Consider the following 17,599-nt stretch of genomic DNA (forward strand, 5'->3'; position numbering starts at 1 on the left):
ACAGCGATGAGGCATTCCAACAAGATCCTTATACATGTTGTAACGAGCGTGCTTATTCTTACATCTACGTTAACCCCGTTTAATGAAGTGTTTGCAGAATATTCCAAAAATAAACCGAAAACCAGAGACAAGACCGAGATTATCGTCAAGTACAAAGACCCTTCCAAGGCGGAGTCGGTTAAGTCAAACGTGAAATCGAAGCTAAAGCTGGAAAAAGTAACTACCAAAAAGAAGTATAAGAATAAAACCAAAGAAGTCATCGAGATCTCCAACAACGATGATATGAATAAAACGATTGCGGAGCTGAAAAGCAATCCGGCCGTAGAGTATGTGCAGCCTAACTTCAAACTTGCAACAGCAAGTGTTCCGCAGGATGCACGGTATAGCGAGCAGTGGGCGCTCTCAAACAAAGCGCAGACAGTCAATGGTCAGGCCGGAACTTCCGGTATCGATATTCAGGCAGAAGCAGCCTGGGCATCCACGGAAGGAAGTTCTTCTGTAGTGGTCGGTGTATTGGATACAGGGATCGACGCTAACCATTCGGACCTGCAACCGAATATGTATCACAATCCCGGTGAGAAGCCAGGCAACGGCATGGATGATGACGGCAATGGTTATATTGACGATACTTCGGGTTGGGATTTTGCCAATCATGACAGTTCTACTTATGATGGAGCGGAAGACAAACATGGGACTAGTGTGGCTGGTGTCATTGCTGCAGCTGGTGATCAAGCAGGAATTAAAGGGGTAGCGCCGGAAGTATCGCTGCTCCCTCTCAAATTCATCAGCAATGGAACCGGCTATACGTCGGATGCTATTGAGGCTATCGAGTATGCCAAGCGAATGGGCGTCAAAGTAATCAATGCCAGCTTCGGTGGGCCAGACAACAATCTGGCTCTCCAGAAGGCAATAGAAGAAAGCGGGATCCTGTTCGTCAGTGCCAGCGGGAATAACGGCCAGGACACAGCCAAGAATCCGATCTATCCGGCCAGTTTTGGTCTGCCGAATGTTCTGTCCGTAGCGGCACTGAACAACCAAGGTCTCCTGGCAAGTTTCTCTAACTACGGAGGACAAGTACAAGTTGCTGCACCGGGCGTAAGCATCCTCTCGACGGTACCTGAGAATCAATATGAGTATGCTAATGGAACTTCTCTCTCAACGGCGGTGGTTACTGGCGTAGCTGCGCTAATTCAAAGCTTATATCCGGACCTAACTCCGCAGCAGATCGCTGATCGGATTAAAGGCAGCGTAAGTCAACTGCCCAAATTGAAAGGACTGGTCTCGACCCAAGGAATGGTCAACGCAGCAGCTGCTTTGAAAAACACGAATGTTTCGGAACCGCCAGTGGTTCAGGATAACAAACCGACTGAAACAGATAAAGGCAGCGAAGGATCAAGTGTGGTTGGCGTACTGGATGCAGCAATTAGTCCGGAACTGCTCGAAGAAATACACTATGGTGAGGTAGGAGTAAGTGTCGCTACGGGAAACTTCTCTACATCCGCTGTAGATCTGTATGTGGATAGTCCAGGCATTGGAATATCCATGAACCGAATTTATAACTCCAAAGATGAGAAATCGGGCAAGATGTTGAGCAGAGGGTGGACTTTCGGTTATGAAGGCAAAGTGGAAAAAGGAGTAGTTAAGCTTCCGTCTGGTGAAACCCACGCCTTCTTTACAACTTCTGATGCTCCTGATGTCTATAAGTCATATAATTCGCATGGCGCTTTGGTTAAAAATAAGGATAATACCTTTACCTTTACCAATGCCGACCAGACGGTATACGAATTTAATACGGCTGGACTGCTTGCCTCCATTAAAGATAAGAATGGTAATACTACTACTGTAGAGTTGAACCTTAGCGGCAAGGTTAGTAAAATCACGGATAGTGCCTCGCGGACGTATACACTTAGCTACAATGTCGCTAATTTGTTATCCTCCATTACCGATCCGATGGGTAGGAAGGTTTCTTACGAATACGATGGATTTAACAGATTAACAAAAGTTATCGATCCCAATGGAAATGTGAAGGCTGAGTATGAATATGATGGAGATAACTATTTAACGGTTATTAAGGATGGAGACAATAGTGTATTAGAAAAACTGGGATATGACACAAAAGTAAATGGTTCAATAAAAAAAGTTGTAACTCATACGGATGTCTTTGGTAAGGTCGATACTTACAAGATCGGTACAACAAGCACTACCATTACGGATAGTACAGGAAGAACAATAACTAAAAAATTTGATGCGCAGCAATATGTCAAAGAGACGATCGACCCGGAAGGAAAGTCTGCCAAAGTAGAGTATAATTTGACCGATGGGGTCAACAAATTCGGTGAGATCAAAACCATTACCGATCGTTATGGGAATAAGACCGAGTATACTTGGAGTGAACAAGGGAACATCACGAAAATCGTAAACCCGGATGCCAGTACCAGCAATTATACGTATGATACCAAGAATAACTTGATCTCCGAGCAAGACGAGAACGGCAATATGACGTACTACGTCTACGATGTGGGCAAGAGTAACCTGATTAAGAAAGCGCGGCCGCTAAATGGGACGGACGTATATTCCGAAGCTGCTGACGAGAGCAAATTCGCCATTCAAAGGTTCGAATACTACAGCGACAATGAAGCATCTCAACTGGGTTACAAGGGTAAGGGTTTGCTGAAGATGGAAGCTGACGCGGCAGGCAATGCTACCGTCTATACTTATGATGGTTATGGAAATAAAGCTTCGAAGAAGGATGGGGCTAACAACGTAACCACCTATACCAATGATATGATCGGTCACGTACTGAAGATGGTCTCTCCCGGAGGATTCATCACCCAGTACAGCTATGATTCGGTTGGCAATATGGTGAAGAGTGTCATGGCCCAGGGGGAGACGACACGGATTCTATATGATAATCAGGGCCGCAAAGTTCAGGAGATTCAACCCAACCAATATCAAGTATCAAGTGATGGCTTGAACGATGCCTCTCCTAGCCAAACTTATCGGGATGGTAACACAGGGTTGCGGACCGAGTATGACCCAAGCGGACAAATCAAGAAAAGTACGGATGCGTTCGGCTATGCCTCAGAGTATGTGTATGACATGTTGGGGAATTTGTCTTCCGAGACCAAGCCCAATGGCTCCGTTTATTTGTATGAGTATGACAACATGAAGCGGAAGATCAGAGAGTTCTTCAAAGCGAGTGCGGATGCAGAACCCGTGCTTCAAAAGGAATTTGCCTATAAGGCTTTGGACAATGGTACGAGGGAGGAGTCCGAATCTAGGCTCCTCAGTGATACAGAGAAAGCCACGACTACCAAAATATATGATTATGCAGGACAACTGATTGAACAAGTGAATCCGGATGGTTCCAAAATCACGAATACGTATTATCCTAATCGTATCGTAAAGTCGACTACCAATGGCGCAGGGGGGACAACTTACTACAAGTATGATGTCATGAAGCGTCAGACAGACCAATGGGTCCAAGTCGATAATGCTTCCTATATGTATTCTGGAATCACTTACGATTTGGCCGGGCATAAGCAGGAAGACAAACAAGGCAAGGACAATGTAGCCCTGTACAGTGTTCCGGTAAAGGATCGTCTGATCGTCAAAAGCTACACTTATGACGGAAATGGACATCCTGTATCCGAAATGGATTCGGCCGGCAAAAAGAAGTACATGCAATATGACAAGGACGGTTTCCTTATTCGGGAAGAGCTGTACACTACGGAATCTACCTCCGATGTAACGGAGTATGTCAACAACCAACGCGGCAAGCCGCTTACCAAGTTACTGCATGTAAGAGCGGGAGACTTGGACGGGCATGACATGGAAGATCAGACAGACGTTGTATTAACCACATCCTACGAATATGATTCGAATGGCAACTTGGTTAAAGAAATTGCACCGGATGGAAGTGCGATCACTAACACTTATGATGCCTTAGATCGCCAGACGAGTGTAAATAAGCCGGGATATGACGAGTTTGGTAATAAGGTCGTAATCTCTCAGTCACAGACATATAACTGGAAGAATAATCCTTCGACCAAGACCGATCCGAACGGCAATGAAACAACTTACGAATACAACAGCAAGGGGCTTCCAACTAAAATCATTGACCCGCAAGGCGGAGTTACCGCTTTCGAGTATGACAGAGCAGACCGCAAAATTATTGAAGTTTCTCCGGCTAATTACGATCCTTCCAAACCGCTGACCGAATTGAATAGAACCGAATATGCGTATGACGGTATGGATCGCGTAAAGGCCAAGTTCGATAAGTTCAATGAATCCTATGTCGATGAGAAGACCTTCCAGTGGGAGACGAGATGGGGCGAGAAAGTATCCAAGGCTTACCAGTATGACGGTAACGGTAAGGTTACGAAGGAGCTTGACGGAGAAGGTTACAAGGCGGGGATCGGTGAGACGATCGATGCTCACATCAGATCAGGCTATGGCAAGCTGTACAACAATGACCTGTCAGGTAGAATTCAGACTGTGATTGATCCGGTGAGCCAAGAAAGAAATGGGCAGTTTACAACGCAGTATGTGTACGACGGAGCAGGAAGACAACTCCTAGTAATTGATAGCCAGGGTTTCGTGAAAGGGAAGTATTACGATGATGCAGGGCGCGAGGTTGCCGCGTTTACCAGAACCTCTCCGAATGCCCCGGATCAGATTTTGAAATCTTCCACTTATGATTTGGCTGGAAGATTAAATTCTGAAACGGACGGAAATGGGAATAAATTCTCATATCAGAATAATGCATTTGGTAAACCAAGTATTACTACTTTGCCAGGAGATGAAACCATAGGGGAATTGCGTGTCGAACAGCAGTATGATCTATTCGGGAATATGGTGCGTCAATTGGATTCCATGCATCGGCTCATACTCCGAACATATGATTTTGAACGACGCGTTCTTACTTCTACTGAACAGCAGCAAGATGGTAAGGACATCATCACTAACTCCATCGGGTATGACCGGAACGGGAACAAACGATTCGAGATGGATGGTAATGGGAATACGACAGAGAGTACGTATAATAAGCTAAATAAGCTTCTTGACAAAAAAATATCCGTTACCGATCTGAATGGCAAGAAAACCACGCAATCTACAAAGTATTCTTATGACCTGAACGGTAATAAAACTTCTGAGATGGACTGGCTCAATAATTCTCAAATCTTCATGTATGATCCGTTGAATCGACTTATCGAGAAGCGGGATGCCTTTGGGAAAACGATCCAAAGAGTAGAGTATAATGCCAGCGATGCTCAAATTCATGCCTATGATGTATACAATGAAGTAACATTATTTACTTATGACAGGAACAATAGGCTCATTAAGACTACCGATCCTGAAGGATTAACAACAGAACAAGACTATGCCCAGGACGAACAAGTATCTCGCAAAATAGATGGGCGCGGCAATGTGACCTCTTATCAATACGATCCGATGGGACATGTATCCAAGGTAACCAACCCGAAAGGGGAAGTCACGGCATATTCCTATGATGCCAACGGGAGCATGCTGGCCAAGGTGGATGGTAAAGGAAATACCACGATCTATGAATATAATGCGAGGAATCTGCTGATTCGCAAAATTGATGATGGTGGCAGAACGGGCAATCCGAGTGAATATAAGTATCTGGACGAGAAGGTTGAGTCTAATATCTATTCTCCGAATGGGCTGCTGCTCACCAAGAAGGATCGAAACGGGAATGTCACGGAGTACTCTTATGATATCCACGGCAGGAAGCTGTCGGAGATAGTCACCCCATCGGAGAAGAGCTCCCAACAAAAGGAGCAAAAGTCCTATACCTATGATAATAACGGCAATCCATTAAGCATGTCGGACATTACCGGTACGACTTTCCGAACCTTCGACGCAAGGAACAGAGTTACTTCCTTATCTGAACCGAAGGTAGGAACAACCACACATTTGTTCGATCAAGTATTCGGATTGACCCCCGGGTATGTCTCCGAAGAGATGACGGATGTGAAGGGGAATAAGACGACGAAGATATACGACAAAGCGAACCGCTTGGTAGAAGTTAGAGCAGACAACAACCCTACCGCTGTCTATGTTTATAATGATAATGGCAGTACGAAGAGCGTCGCTTATCCTAACGGTTCCAAGGAAGAATATACGTACTACAAAAATAATCAGCTGCGCACACTGTTGAATTACCAAGGATCCAGTGTACTTGACTCTTACAGTTATACTTATGATGCTTCGTATAACCAGATTTCCAAGACGGAGATGATGCATGGAGTAAATAAGGGAACAACTCAATTTACCTATGATTCATTGAATCGATTGGAGTCCGTACAAGAGCCTGACGGTAAGTTGACGGAGTATACTTATGATGCTTCAGGCAATAGAGTGACAGAGAAGGTAACGGCTGGTACTTCTGTTCAAACAACGACCTATGCATACAATGAACAGAACCGTCTCTTAACGACAACGGAAGTATCATCGAGCGGTCAGAAGAATATTGTCAAATTCACTTGGGATTTCAATGGGAACATGATTGGCCGGATGCTCGAACAACATAAAAAAATTGATCCACTGCATCCTGTACAATCCAGCTTCGGAATGTTCATTATGGGTCAACCTTTGACAAATCCTAAAATTGCAGACATTGTCAAAGGGACGGCTAGTTATGAATATGACGTATGGAATCAGATGAGCAAATCATCGGCTGGTGAGCACATTGTAACTTATGAATACAATGCCGAAGGGTATCGTGTAGAGAAAGTTGATAATGGGGTTGCCACAAAGTTTGTCTATGATCAGGCTAAGGTCATTCTCGAGCTGGATGAACAGGGTAAACAAACGGCCCGAAATGTCCAAGGCAACAACTTGCTAATGCGACAAGTCGATGATGAAAGTGCTTATGTCTTGTATAATGGGCATCACGACGTTACCGCATTAGTTGATTCAAACGGGCAGGTAAGAGCGACATTTGATTATGATGCTTTTGGCACACCGATTGAATCCATGAACAAGTATTTTGATGCCAATGGCAATGCGGCAACGGAATCTTCCAAGATTGACAGCTTGCATCGGTATGCGGAATATCAGTATGATCAAGAAACAGGCTTGTACTACCTGAATGCAAGATACTATGATTCGAAGATCGCTCGGTTTATTACTGAGGATTCGTATACTGGAAGAGTTGATGACCCGTTAAGTTTGAATCTTTATACTTATGTGGAGAATAGCCCGTTAAGGTATAAAGACCCTACTGGACATATGAAAGATAGTTTTGGTGCGGCATTGCCAATGCCAACAGGAGACCAAAACCCTGCATCGTTTATTCAAACTGCGCAAACAAATTGGTGGACGGCTCAAGAACATATAAATAATATTAAGGCAGGAAACTCAACAGGATTAACATGCTCAGGCTGTGATGATGTTAGTACATGGGAAAAATATCAAGAGAGTATGCATGATTGGGCGGAAAAGATTAGGTCAGGATCAAAAGTTGCAGATTCTCTATCGGTTAAGTTAGAAGGGTCAGCGAGCATGTTTGTTGGAGGTAAACTTGGTGTTGAAGTAAAGGGTAATACAGTAAAGTTATATTTTACTGCTAGTGCCGGAGGTTCTGTTGGTGCAAGTGGGGGACTGATGGTTAACCATACCATATCAAGTGATTTGAATGGAACAATGTCACCCACTACAACAAATGCAGGGGTTTCAGGGGGGGCAATATTAATTGGTGAGTTTACTTATAAGTCTGACCAAAAATATGTTGAGTTAAGTCAAGGGATTGGCTTGGGCGGTGGAGTAAGTTTGGATGTAATTCCACTGGGCACCTCATTTGAAAAGGAGTATAGCACAACTTATGATTTACCCTTTAATGCTACTCCAGACGAAAACATTATAATTTATCCTGCATATAATGGTGCTCCAAGTTACGCAGAATTTGCTAACATGTTTGGTGGAAAAGGGTGGTAAAAAAGATGTTATTTAAGCGGAAGTTATCATTATGGATGTTTATTATTTTCGTAATACTTATGGGGATAACTGCTATCGCGTTGGTATTAAATCTAAACTCACTCAAAAAGAAGCATGAGGAAGAAATAAGAAAAGTTATCTCTTCCAACGGAGGCCAAGTAGTAAAAATAGAGAAAGTAGATGCCCAAATCAGTCCATTTGTTGAGGATTATAACAAAAGTAATGTGGTCTATAAAATAATTTATAGAAAGTCTGACACTGAACATGTAGCTTGGTATAGAGGCGTGAATGTTGTAAATAACATACACGCCGATAATCCGACTGCTCTTCAAGGTGGATTTGGAGAAAAATGGATATATCAATCTGATAAAAAATGATTTTAGTTTGACCACAATGCGATTAGACCTCGTGTTGTGGTTTTCTTTTTTTATGTTCGTCGCGGCGGCTATCTGAATGACCCTACCCAGTGCCGAATGAATTACTATGTCGGAATCCAACAACGAGCCAGTTGACATAAATTATGGGGGGAACTTCCTCAATGATTCCTTGTAGCACAGCTCCTCTCAAAGCCTTGGGCTGGGAGGACTAGTCATATGCCGATAGCCAAATAGCGAAGGTGGTTACTCATTAACCACTTCCCTCCTATATGCCTCGGGTGCGTTCAGCTCACGAAGCCTACATGGATGAGGTGCCGCACTTGGCTTGACTATCCGTCGCTATAAAATATCAAGAGTAATCTCAATTATTATCAGCATCTATCTGCTATATAAACTCCTAACTGGGCAATTTGGAATATAGGTCTAATTTTAGCAATAGCCTTGCGAGTATCGCTTGGCGTTTTTTTGTTCGCTGGTGTAAATAAGGAAGCCGCACTCAGCCGTGCGGCTCCTTGTCATACCAACCAACCCCTACGCCAGCGCCTTCTTGAATTCCTCCGTCAACAGCGGCACGACGTCGAACAGGTCCCCGACGATGCCGTAGTCGGCCACCTTGAAGATCGGCGCCTCGGCATCCTTGTTGATCGCGATGATAATACGCGACTGGCTCATGCCGGCGAGATGCTGGATCGCCCCGGAGATGCCGCAGGCGATGTAGATCTCCGGCGTGACGACCTTGCCGGTCTGGCCGATCTGCAGCGCGTAGTCGCAGTAGCCGGCGTCGCAGGCGCCCCGGGAAGCGCCGACGGCGGCGTTCAGCACCTCGGCGAGCTGCTCCAGCGGCTGGAAGCCGTCGGCGCTCTTCACGCCGCGCCCGCCAGAGACGACGATCTTCGCCTCGGTGAGGTCGACCTTGCCGCTCATCTTGCGCACGACGTCTTTGACGACGGTGCGCAGGGAGGCCGGCGCGTCGTACGTCTCGGCGACGACCTCGGCGGCTGCGCCTGATGCTCCGCCTGCGGCGGCCGGCGCAATGTTGTTCGGCCGGATCGTCACGACGAGCGCGCCGCCCGTGCGCTTCTTCTGCTCGAACGCCTTGCCGGCATACACTGGCCGGGTGAAGAGCACGTCGCCGCCGGATTGCTCGATGGCGGTGACGTCGGAGATCTGCCCGGCCTGCAGATGGGCGGCCGCCACGGGAGCAAGGTCCCGGCCGATGGCCGTATGGCCGAAGATCACGGTCTCCGGCTGCAGCCGGTCCAGCAGGGCATTCAGCGCTGCGCCGTAGGCCTCCGGGTTGTAGAGCTCGAGCTCGGGGCTGTCGATCACGTGTACCGCATCCACTCCTGCTCCGCTCAGCTCGCCTGTCAGCGCGCCGACGCCGGCCCCGATCAGCACGGCGGCCACCCGGTCGCCCTCGCCGCTCGCGAGTCTCGCCGCCTGCACTGCCTCGAGAGCCACCTGCCGCAGCTTGCCGCCCCGGCTTTCCGCTATAACCACATGTACTTTGCTCATCGCTTACGTCCTCCTCGGTCGAATGGGATTGGAGACAGGGTACAGCGCACATTCGAATATTAAAGCGCTTTCGCCTCGGTGCGGAGCAGGTGTACCAGCTCGGCTGCCTGTGCGCTGAGATCGCCTTGGAGCACGCGGCCGGCGCCGCGTTCCTGCGGCTGCGTCAGCGTGACGCGCTCGGTGCGTGGAGCGATATCCTCCAGCGTGAGCCCGATGTCGTCCAGCGTCAGTGTACGGAACGGCTTCTTCTTCGCCTTCATGATGCCGGGCAGGGAAGGGTAGCGCGGCTCGTTCAGGCCCTGCTGGGCGGTGAACAGCGCCGGGAGCGTCACTTCGACGGTCTCCGTGTCGCCTTCGGCGTCGCGCAAGACCGTCGCCGAAGTACCGCTGACCTCGAGCTTCGTGATCGACGACACGTGCGGGATGTCCAGCAGGCGCGCCGTACGGACGGCGACTTGGCCCGCCCCGTTGTCGACGGAGAAGTTGCCGCCGAGCACGAGGTCGAAGGACTGTCCGCCGAGGTAGGCGGCCAGGACGCGGGAGACGCCGTATTCGTCGCCGGCGATGCGCCCGTCGCTGACCAGCACGGCTTCGTCGGCGCCCATGGCGAGGGCGGTGCGCAGCGCTTCGGCACTGCGGTCCGGGCCGACCGATAGGACGGTGACCGTCCCGCCGTGTGCTTCCTTCAGGCGGATCGCTTCCTCTACCGCGTACTCGTCATAGGGGTTGATCACGAACTTGACCCCGTCCTCGGATACCTCGCCGCCCCGGATCACGATCTTCTCCTCGGTATCGAACGTCTGCTTCATCAGTACCACGATATTCATGGACTTCGCTCCTCTCTAGGTTAGGACACTAAGACAGCCCTCTCAAAAAGAAATCCATCGTCTTGCCGGCCTGCTCCGAGAGCGAATACTTGCGCCCGGCGATGAGCCACGAGGTGACGACCTCATCCATGCCGCCGAAGATCAGCAGCCGGACCACCTTGGGGTCGAGACCCTGCCGGAACGTGCCGGCTTCGATCCCTCTGCGGATGACATCCTCGATAAGCTCGATGTACGGCTTCACCGCGAGGCCGATCTCCCTGCGGAGCTCGAGAGAGCTCTGCCGCAGCTCAATCTGCGCGACATGAGCCAGATGCACGTTCTCCTCCAGCGCCGTGTAATGGATCTCGCAGATCTTGCGCAGCGCTTCCTCCGCGGAGTCCCCTTCGTGGATGGAGGTGTTGAACAGGGCGACCAGGTCGCCGAGCTTCTCCCGGAGGAGGGAGACGAGGATGTCCTCCTTGTTCTTGAAGTACAAGTAGATGGTGCCGTCGGCTACCCCGGCTTCCTTGGCGATCCTGGACACCTGGGAGCCGTGGAACCCGTGCTCCGCAATGACCTTCAGGGCCGCTTCGAGAATGAGATCGTATTTTTCCTTTTTCCTACTTGCCAATGAGGTCACCCCGGTGTTAAGATTTAAGTGTAGTGAATGAATACTCATTCATTTTTCTTAATCTTATGAGATACCGCAGGAATTGTCAATGTGTTTTGAGCAAGATTCCGCAAGGTTCCGGCAGCCGCCACATATACCTTAGGGAAGTCTCTTGATCGGCATGTTCGTTCTATTACAGTGTATGCGAATCCCGGCCCGTCCTTGTACGTACGGGCGGAGGGAGGCAGAGCTCGGTTATCGTCATAAGATTTTTTTGCGAGGACATTGCAAGCGGTTTCATCACCCCGCTATATGGGGGGCGGAACCGGACTTCCAGTGCGTAGGAAAGGACGGAGAGCGAATGGTGTGGCAGATCGTCAACTTTGTATTCTTCCTCGGCATCACGGGCTATGCGCTGTACTTGTTCTACAAAGCGGTCTATCACCGGTATCTGTATCTGTTGCTGGGGCAGCCATCACCCTTCAAGGAGCAGAGCGGGGAGCGCATCCGCGAATTCCTGTCCCAAGTGTTCGCCCAGAGGAAATTAATGAAAGACCCCAAGAGCGGCATCATGCATATCGTCATCTTCTACGGTTTCATCCTGCTGCAGTTCGGGGCGCTCGATCTTATTGTGAAAGGGCTTACCGGCGGCACTCCGCTGCCGATCCCGGGGTATCACGCGTTCAACCTCCTGCAGGAGATCACCGTGTTCCTGGTGCTGGCGGCGATGGGGTATGCGGCGTACCGGCGGTACGGGGAGAAGCTGGCCCGGCTCAAGCGAGGCTGGAAGCCCAGCATCGTCGTGTTCTTTATCTTCTCGCTGATGCTGTCGGTCCTGCTCTCGCTGACCTTCGAGCGGCTCTGGCAGGGACACGGCCCCTCCGGGTACGCGCCAATCTCCTCGGCCCTGGCGGCTCCGCTGCAGGGCATCTCGGCAGGGGCGGCCGAAGCCTGGTTCTACGTCTTCTGGTGGATGCACCTGATCGTGCTGCTGAGCTTCCTTGTGTATGTGCCGCAGTCCAAGCATTTTCACATCATCACGGTCCCCATCAATATCTGGCTGCGCCGCACGGAGCCGGCCGGCAAGCTGAAGAAGCTCGATCTCGAAGATGAAGAGGCGGAGAGCTTCGGGGTCGGGAAGATCGAGGACTTCACGCAGAAGCAGATGCTGGACTTCTACGCCTGCGTCGAATGCGGCCGCTGCACGAACGTGTGCCCCGCTTCCAACACAGGCAAGGCGCTGTCGCCGATGCACCTCATCACGAAGCTGCGCGACCATCTGCAGGAGAAGGGGGCGGCGATCACATCGAATTCGCCTTGGGTGCCCGAGTTCGCTTTCGCGGGCGGTACGCCCCATGGGGCCGCCGAAGAACGACCGGACGTCGAATTCGCCGCCGCTCCGGGGAGCCTCACGGACATCCAGCCTACGCTGGACTGGCAGAAGAAGACTTGGGTCCCGTCGCCGAAGCCCGTGCAGGAGATGGAGCTGATCGGCGATGTGATGACCGAGGAAGAGATCTGGGCCTGTACGACGTGCCGCAACTGCGAGGACCAGTGCCCGGTCGCCAACGAGCATGTCGACAAGATCATCGACCTGCGCCGCCATCTCGTCCTGATGCAGGGCAGCCTGCCACATGAGGGACAGCGGGCGATGCAGAACATCGAACGCCAGAGCAACCCGTGGGGCATCTCGCGCAGCGACCGGGCGAAGTGGACCGGCGAGCTCGAAGGCATCCCGGTACCGACCGTGAAGGATCACCCGGGCTTCGAGTACCTGTTCTTCGTCGGCTCCATGGGCTCGTACGACCTGCGCTCGCGCAAGATTACGAAGGCATTGGTCCGGCTGCTGAACGAAGCGGGGGTCTCGTACGCGATCCTCGGCAACGAGGAGAAGAACTCCGGAGACACGCCGCGCCGGCTCGGCAACGAGATGCTGTTCCAGCAGCTGTGCCAGGAGAACATCGAGATCTTCCAGAAGTACGGCGTCCGCCGGATTGTCACCGCATGCCCGCATACGTTCAATACATTCAAGAACGAATATCCCGAATTCGGGCTGGCGGGGGTCGAGATCTTACATCATACGCAGCTGCTCGACCGGCTGCTCCGCGAAGGCAAGCTGAAGCCGCAGCACGAAGTGAACGAGCGCATTACGTATCACGATTCCTGCTATCTCGGCCGCTACAACGATGTGTACGACCAGCCGAGGAATGTGCTCCGGGCGATCCCGGGCGTCGAGCTGGTCGAGATGGAGCGTACCCGCGAGAACGGGATGTGCTGCGGTGCGGGGGGAGGCATGATGTGGATGGAAGAGACGTCGGGCAAGCGGGTGAACGTGGCCCGCACCGAGCAGGCGCTGCAGGTGAATCCGACGGTGATCTCCTCCGCCTGTCCGTACTGCCTGACCATGGTGGAGGACGGTACGAAGATGAAGGAAGCGGAAGACCGCGTGAAGGCCAGAGACATCGCCGAGCTTCTGGAGGCATCCGTGTTCGGCACAGCTCCTAAGCCGTCCAACAACAGTGTCCCAAGCAGCAGCTCTTCCAACTGAAAACCTGAAGCATGCTTGTATCCGATACAGAACTTTGACAATGGGATTAGGGAGGAACGTATCCATGAGCAAAAGCATTCGCAAAGCGGTCGTCATCGGTTCGGGAGTTATGGGGTCGGGCATTGCCGCCCATCTGGCCAATGTGGGCATCCCGTGCCACCTGCTGGATGTCGTACCGGGGCAGCTGACCCCCGAGGAGGAGGCGAAGGGGCTGGCGCTGGAGAGTCCGGCGGTCCGCAGCCGGCTCGCGTCCGGCGCCATCGCCAGGCTGGCGAAGACGAAGCCAGCGCCGCTGTATGACGAAAGCTTCGCAGCCCGGATCACGCCGGGGAACCTCGAGGATCATCTGCACGTGATCGGGGAAGCCGACTGGGTCATCGAGGTCGTGGTGGAGAACCTCCAGGTGAAGAAAGACCTGCTCCGGCGTATCGAGGGGCACTGGAAGCCGGGCACGGTCGTCTCGTCGAACACGTCCGGTATCTCGATTAACGCGATGTCGGCCGACTGCGGGGAGGAGTTCAAGCGGCATTTTCTCGGCACGCACTTCTTCAATCCTCCGCGCTATATGCAGCTGCTCGAGCTGATCCCCGGGGAGCATACGGACCCGCAGCTGCTCGAAGAGATGAAGGTGTTCTGCTCCAAGGTGCTCGGCAAGGGCGTCGTGACGGCGAAGGACACGCCGAACTTCATCGCGAACCGCGTCGGCACCTACGGCCTGCTCGTCACGCTGCAGGCGATGACGGAGAAGGGCTTCACAGTCGAGGAAGTCGACGCCGTGACCGGGCCTGCGATGGGCCGGCCGAAGAGCGCGACATTCCGGACGCTGGATCTCGTCGGTCTCGACACGTTCGTCCATGTGGCGAATAATGTGTTCGAACACGTAACGGATGAGGCGGAGAAACAGGTATTCACCGTGCCTGACGTGCTGCGGGGGATGGTGGAGAAGGGCTGGCTCGGCGAGAAGAGCGGCCAGGGCTTCTACCTGAAGCGCAAGGGCGAGGACGGCCGCAGCGAGATTCTGTCGCTGGACCTTGGCACGATGGAGTACCGCCCGCAGAAGAAGGCGGCGTCGGGCTCGCTCGAAGCGGCGAAGCTCGCTAAGGGGGCGAGGGAGAAGGTCAAGGCGCTGATCGGCGCGGGCGACAAGTATTCGGACCTCGCGTGGGATATTCTCAAGCTCGTGCTCGTATACTCGGCGGAGCGGCTCGGCGAGATCGCGGATACGGTGCAGGAGATCGACGAAGCGATGCGGTGGGGCTTCAGCTGGGAGCTCGGCCCGTTCGAGACGTGGGATGCGATCGGCCTGGTAAGGTCCGTGAACCGGATGGAAGCCGAGGGCCTGACCGTTCCCGCGTGGGTCAAGGAGTGGATTGCTGCCGGCAACCGGAGCTTCTACCGCCAGGAGGAAGGCCGCACGTTCTATGTGCATAAGGGTGCGTATACGGCGGTCGACCAGCCGAAGGAAGTCATCTCGCTGCGCAGCCTCAAGGAGCAGAACAAGGTCGTCCGCTCGAACGCCGGCGCCTCCCTGATCGACATTGGTGACGGTATCGCCTGCCTGGAGTTCCACTCGCCGAACAATGCGATCGGGGCCGACATCCTGACGATGATCGGGCAGAGCCTCGAGGAAGTGCGGCGCGGCTTCGACGGCCTCGTCATTGCGAACCAGGGACGCAACTTCTGCGTCGGGGCGAACATCATGATCCTCCTGATGGAAGCGCAGGACGAGGAATGGGATGAGATCGACGGCATCATCCGTCTCTTCCAGAACACGATGTACAAGGTCAAACGGTTCGAGAAGCCGGTCGTGGCGGCGCCTCACCGGATGACCCTAGGCGGCGGCGTGGAAGCGTGTATGCCGGCGGACCGGATCGTGGCGGCGGCCGAGACGTACTACGGCCTCGTGGAGGTCGGCGTGGGCGTCATCCCGGCCGGCGGCGGCTGCAAGGAGTTCGCGCTGCGCATCGCACAGAACAACCCGCATCCGGACAGCGACCTCCAGCCGTACCTGAACCAGGTGTTCGAGACGGTCGGCATGGCGAAGGTATCCACCAGCGGGCACGATGCCAAGAAGCTCGGGCTGATGAAGCCGGGCGACCGGATCGTCGCGAACCCGGACCACCTGATCTATGAAGCGAAGCAGACGGTGCTGCAGCTGGCGGGATCGGACTACGAGCCGATCCGCGAGGAGAAGTTCCGCGTGGCGGGCTCCGAAGGCAAAGCCGTGTTGACGCTCGGTGCGCTCGGCATGCGGCAGGGCGGCTATATCAGCGACCACGACCTGCACATCGCCAAGAAGCTGGCGCACGTGCTGGCGGGCGGGGATGTGCCGGCAGGCACGATGGTTACCGAGCAGTACATGCTCGATCTCGAGCGGGAGGCGTTCCTCAGCCTCTGCGGCGAGCCGAAGACGCAGGCGCGGATGAGCCACATGCTGTCCAAAGGCAAAGCGCTGCGCAACTAACCACGGAGAGGGGACTTGAGGGGAATGAGAGAAGCAGTGATCGTATCCATCGCCCGCACCGCCATCGGCAAGGCCAAGAAGGGCGTATTCGCCCAGACGCGGGCCGAGGACCTCGGCAAGGCGGTGCTGGAGTCCGTGATCGACCGGGCGCCGGGGCTGAAGAAAGAGGATGTCGAAGATGTCATCATCGGCTGCGCTATGCCGGAGGGCGAGCAGGGGCTGAACTTCGCCCGCATCATGTCGCTCTATGCGGGCTTCCCGGTGACGGTGCCCGCGCTGACGGTCAACCGGTTCTGCTCGTCGGGGCTGCAGTCGATCGCCTTCGCCGCCGAGCGGATCATGCTCGGCCATGCCGACGTCATGATCGCCGGCGGCGTGGAGAGCATGAGCCACGTGCCGATGACGGGCTTCAAGATCTCGCCGAACCCGAAGATCGTGGAGACGATGCCCGAGGTGTACATCGGCATGGGCCACACGGCGGAGCTGGTGGCGGACCGGTTCGGCGTCTCCCGCGAGGACCAGGACCGCTTCGCGGCGGAGTCGCACCGGAAGGCGGCGGCCGCTATCGCGGAGGGCAAGTTCCGCGAGGAGATCGTGCCGTTCGAGGCGGAGTGGACGACGGTGGATGACGCCGGCCGGGTGAAGCGCAAGCGGTACACCGTCGACACGGACGAAGGCGTCCGCCCGGACACCTCGGTCGAAGGGCTCGCGAAGCTGCGCCCGGCGTTCCGGCTCGGCGGCAGCGTCACGGCGGGCAACGCTTCGCAGATGAGCGACGGGGCTGCGGCCTGCGTCGTGATGAGCCGTGAGAAGGCCGACGCGCTCGGGTTGAAGCCCTTGGCGACGTTCCGCTCGTTCGCCCTGGCGGGCGTGGAGCCGGAGATTATGGGCGTCGGCCCGGTCGAGGCGATCCCGAAGGCGCTGAAGATGGCCGGGATCGGCATCGAAGACGTGTCGCTGTTCGAGATCAACGAAGCGTTCGCCTCGCAGTGCGTGCATATCATCCGCGAGCTCGGGATCGACGAGGCGAAAGTCAACGTGAACGGCGGTGCGATCGCGCTGGGCCATCCGCTAGGCTGCACAGGCACGAAGGTCACGGCGACGCTGCTGCACGAGCTGCGGCGGCGGGGCGGCGGCTACGGCGTCGTGTCGATGTGCATCGGCGGCGGCATGGGCGCGGCAGGCGTGTTCGAGGTTCACGGGACGTAAGGGCCGCGCGGCGAGTTTGGGCTGCGGCAGCGTGGTACGGCAGGGAAGCGGAACGGGGCCGGGCAGGCGAAGATGCTGGAAGGCAGGCACTCTTTTATCATCATACCC

The 17,599-nt window shown here is 53.7% G+C and carries 8 protein-coding genes; 5 read left to right on the plus strand and 3 right to left on the minus strand.

Translation table 11 applies throughout. The features are described 5' to 3' along the window. The first annotated feature begins 6 nt into the window (after positions 1-6). Together O9H32_RS03850 and O9H32_RS03855 are read left to right on the plus strand one after the other, a co-directional pair. Complete coding sequence (locus O9H32_RS03850) at positions 7-7,962, plus strand: S8 family serine peptidase (protein ID WP_269864505.1); 7,956 nt, start codon at positions 7-9, stop codon at positions 7,960-7,962. Between the two features lie 5 nt (positions 7,963-7,967). Beyond that, the gene (locus tag O9H32_RS03855) at positions 7,968-8,339 is read left to right on the plus strand and encodes a hypothetical protein (protein WP_269864506.1); all 372 of its coding nucleotides are present in this window, start codon (positions 7,968-7,970) and stop codon (positions 8,337-8,339) included. A 531-nt stretch (positions 8,340-8,870) separates the two neighbouring features. On the opposite strand, the gene O9H32_RS03860 is transcribed toward O9H32_RS03855, so the two are convergent. From O9H32_RS03860 to O9H32_RS03870, 3 genes are read right to left on the minus strand one after another with little or no spacing between them, the layout of a single operon-like run. Further along, the gene (locus O9H32_RS03860) at positions 8,871-9,854 is read right to left on the minus strand and encodes an electron transfer flavoprotein subunit alpha/FixB family protein (protein ID WP_269864507.1); all 984 of its coding nucleotides are present in this window, start codon (positions 9,852-9,854) and stop codon (positions 8,871-8,873) included. 59 nt (positions 9,855-9,913) lie between these two features. After that, on the minus strand, positions 9,914-10,681 hold the full coding sequence (locus O9H32_RS03865) for an electron transfer flavoprotein subunit beta/FixA family protein (RefSeq protein ID WP_269864508.1): 768 nt from the start codon (positions 10,679-10,681) through the stop codon (positions 9,914-9,916). 28 nt (positions 10,682-10,709) lie between these two features. Then, the gene (locus tag O9H32_RS03870; protein WP_269864509.1) at positions 10,710-11,291 is read right to left on the minus strand and encodes a TetR/AcrR family transcriptional regulator; all 582 of its coding nucleotides are present in this window, start codon (positions 11,289-11,291) and stop codon (positions 10,710-10,712) included. A 340-nt stretch (positions 11,292-11,631) separates the two neighbouring features. Between O9H32_RS03870 and O9H32_RS03875 the strand changes: the two genes are divergently transcribed. The 3 genes from O9H32_RS03875 to O9H32_RS03885 all read left to right on the plus strand — a co-directional run bounded on the left by O9H32_RS03875 (position 11,632) and on the right by O9H32_RS03885 (position 17,491). Further along, a complete protein-coding gene (locus O9H32_RS03875; protein ID WP_269864511.1) occupies positions 11,632-13,818 on the plus strand; it encodes a (Fe-S)-binding protein in 2,187 nt (728 codons plus the stop codon). A 64-nt stretch (positions 13,819-13,882) separates the two neighbouring features. Then, positions 13,883-16,282, plus strand: coding sequence for a 3-hydroxyacyl-CoA dehydrogenase/enoyl-CoA hydratase family protein (locus tag O9H32_RS03880; RefSeq protein ID WP_269864513.1), 2,400 nt, complete (start codon positions 13,883-13,885; stop codon positions 16,280-16,282). A 24-nt stretch (positions 16,283-16,306) separates the two neighbouring features. Next, positions 16,307-17,491, plus strand: coding sequence for an acetyl-CoA C-acyltransferase (locus tag O9H32_RS03885; RefSeq protein ID WP_269864515.1), 1,185 nt, complete (start codon positions 16,307-16,309; stop codon positions 17,489-17,491). The last annotated feature ends 108 nt before the right edge of the window (positions 17,492-17,599 follow it).

The organism is Paenibacillus caseinilyticus (genome assembly GCF_027533645.1).
In the GTDB taxonomy this organism is placed as follows: Bacteria; Bacillota; Bacilli; order Paenibacillales; family NBRC-103111; genus Paenibacillus_G; species Paenibacillus_G caseinilyticus.

Excerpts from the sequence above, each read along its gene's own strand:
- O9H32_RS03865 (WP_269864508.1), bottom strand. The coding sequence starts at position 10,681 with ATGAATATCGTGGTACTGATGAAGCAGACGTTCGATACCGAGGAGAAG.
- O9H32_RS03880 (WP_269864513.1), top strand. The coding sequence starts at position 13,883 with ATGAGCAAAAGCATTCGCAAAGCGGTCGTCATCGGTTCGGGAGTTATG.
- O9H32_RS03855 (WP_269864506.1), top strand. The coding sequence starts at position 7,968 with ATGTTATTTAAGCGGAAGTTATCATTATGGATGTTTATTATTTTCGTA.
- O9H32_RS03860 (WP_269864507.1), bottom strand. The coding sequence starts at position 9,854 with ATGAGCAAAGTACATGTGGTTATAGCGGAAAGCCGGGGCGGCAAGCTG.
- O9H32_RS03885 (WP_269864515.1), top strand. The coding sequence starts at position 16,307 with ATGAGAGAAGCAGTGATCGTATCCATCGCCCGCACCGCCATCGGCAAG.
- O9H32_RS03850 (WP_269864505.1), top strand. The coding sequence starts at position 7 with ATGAGGCATTCCAACAAGATCCTTATACATGTTGTAACGAGCGTGCTT.
- O9H32_RS03875 (WP_269864511.1), top strand. The coding sequence starts at position 11,632 with ATGGTGTGGCAGATCGTCAACTTTGTATTCTTCCTCGGCATCACGGGC.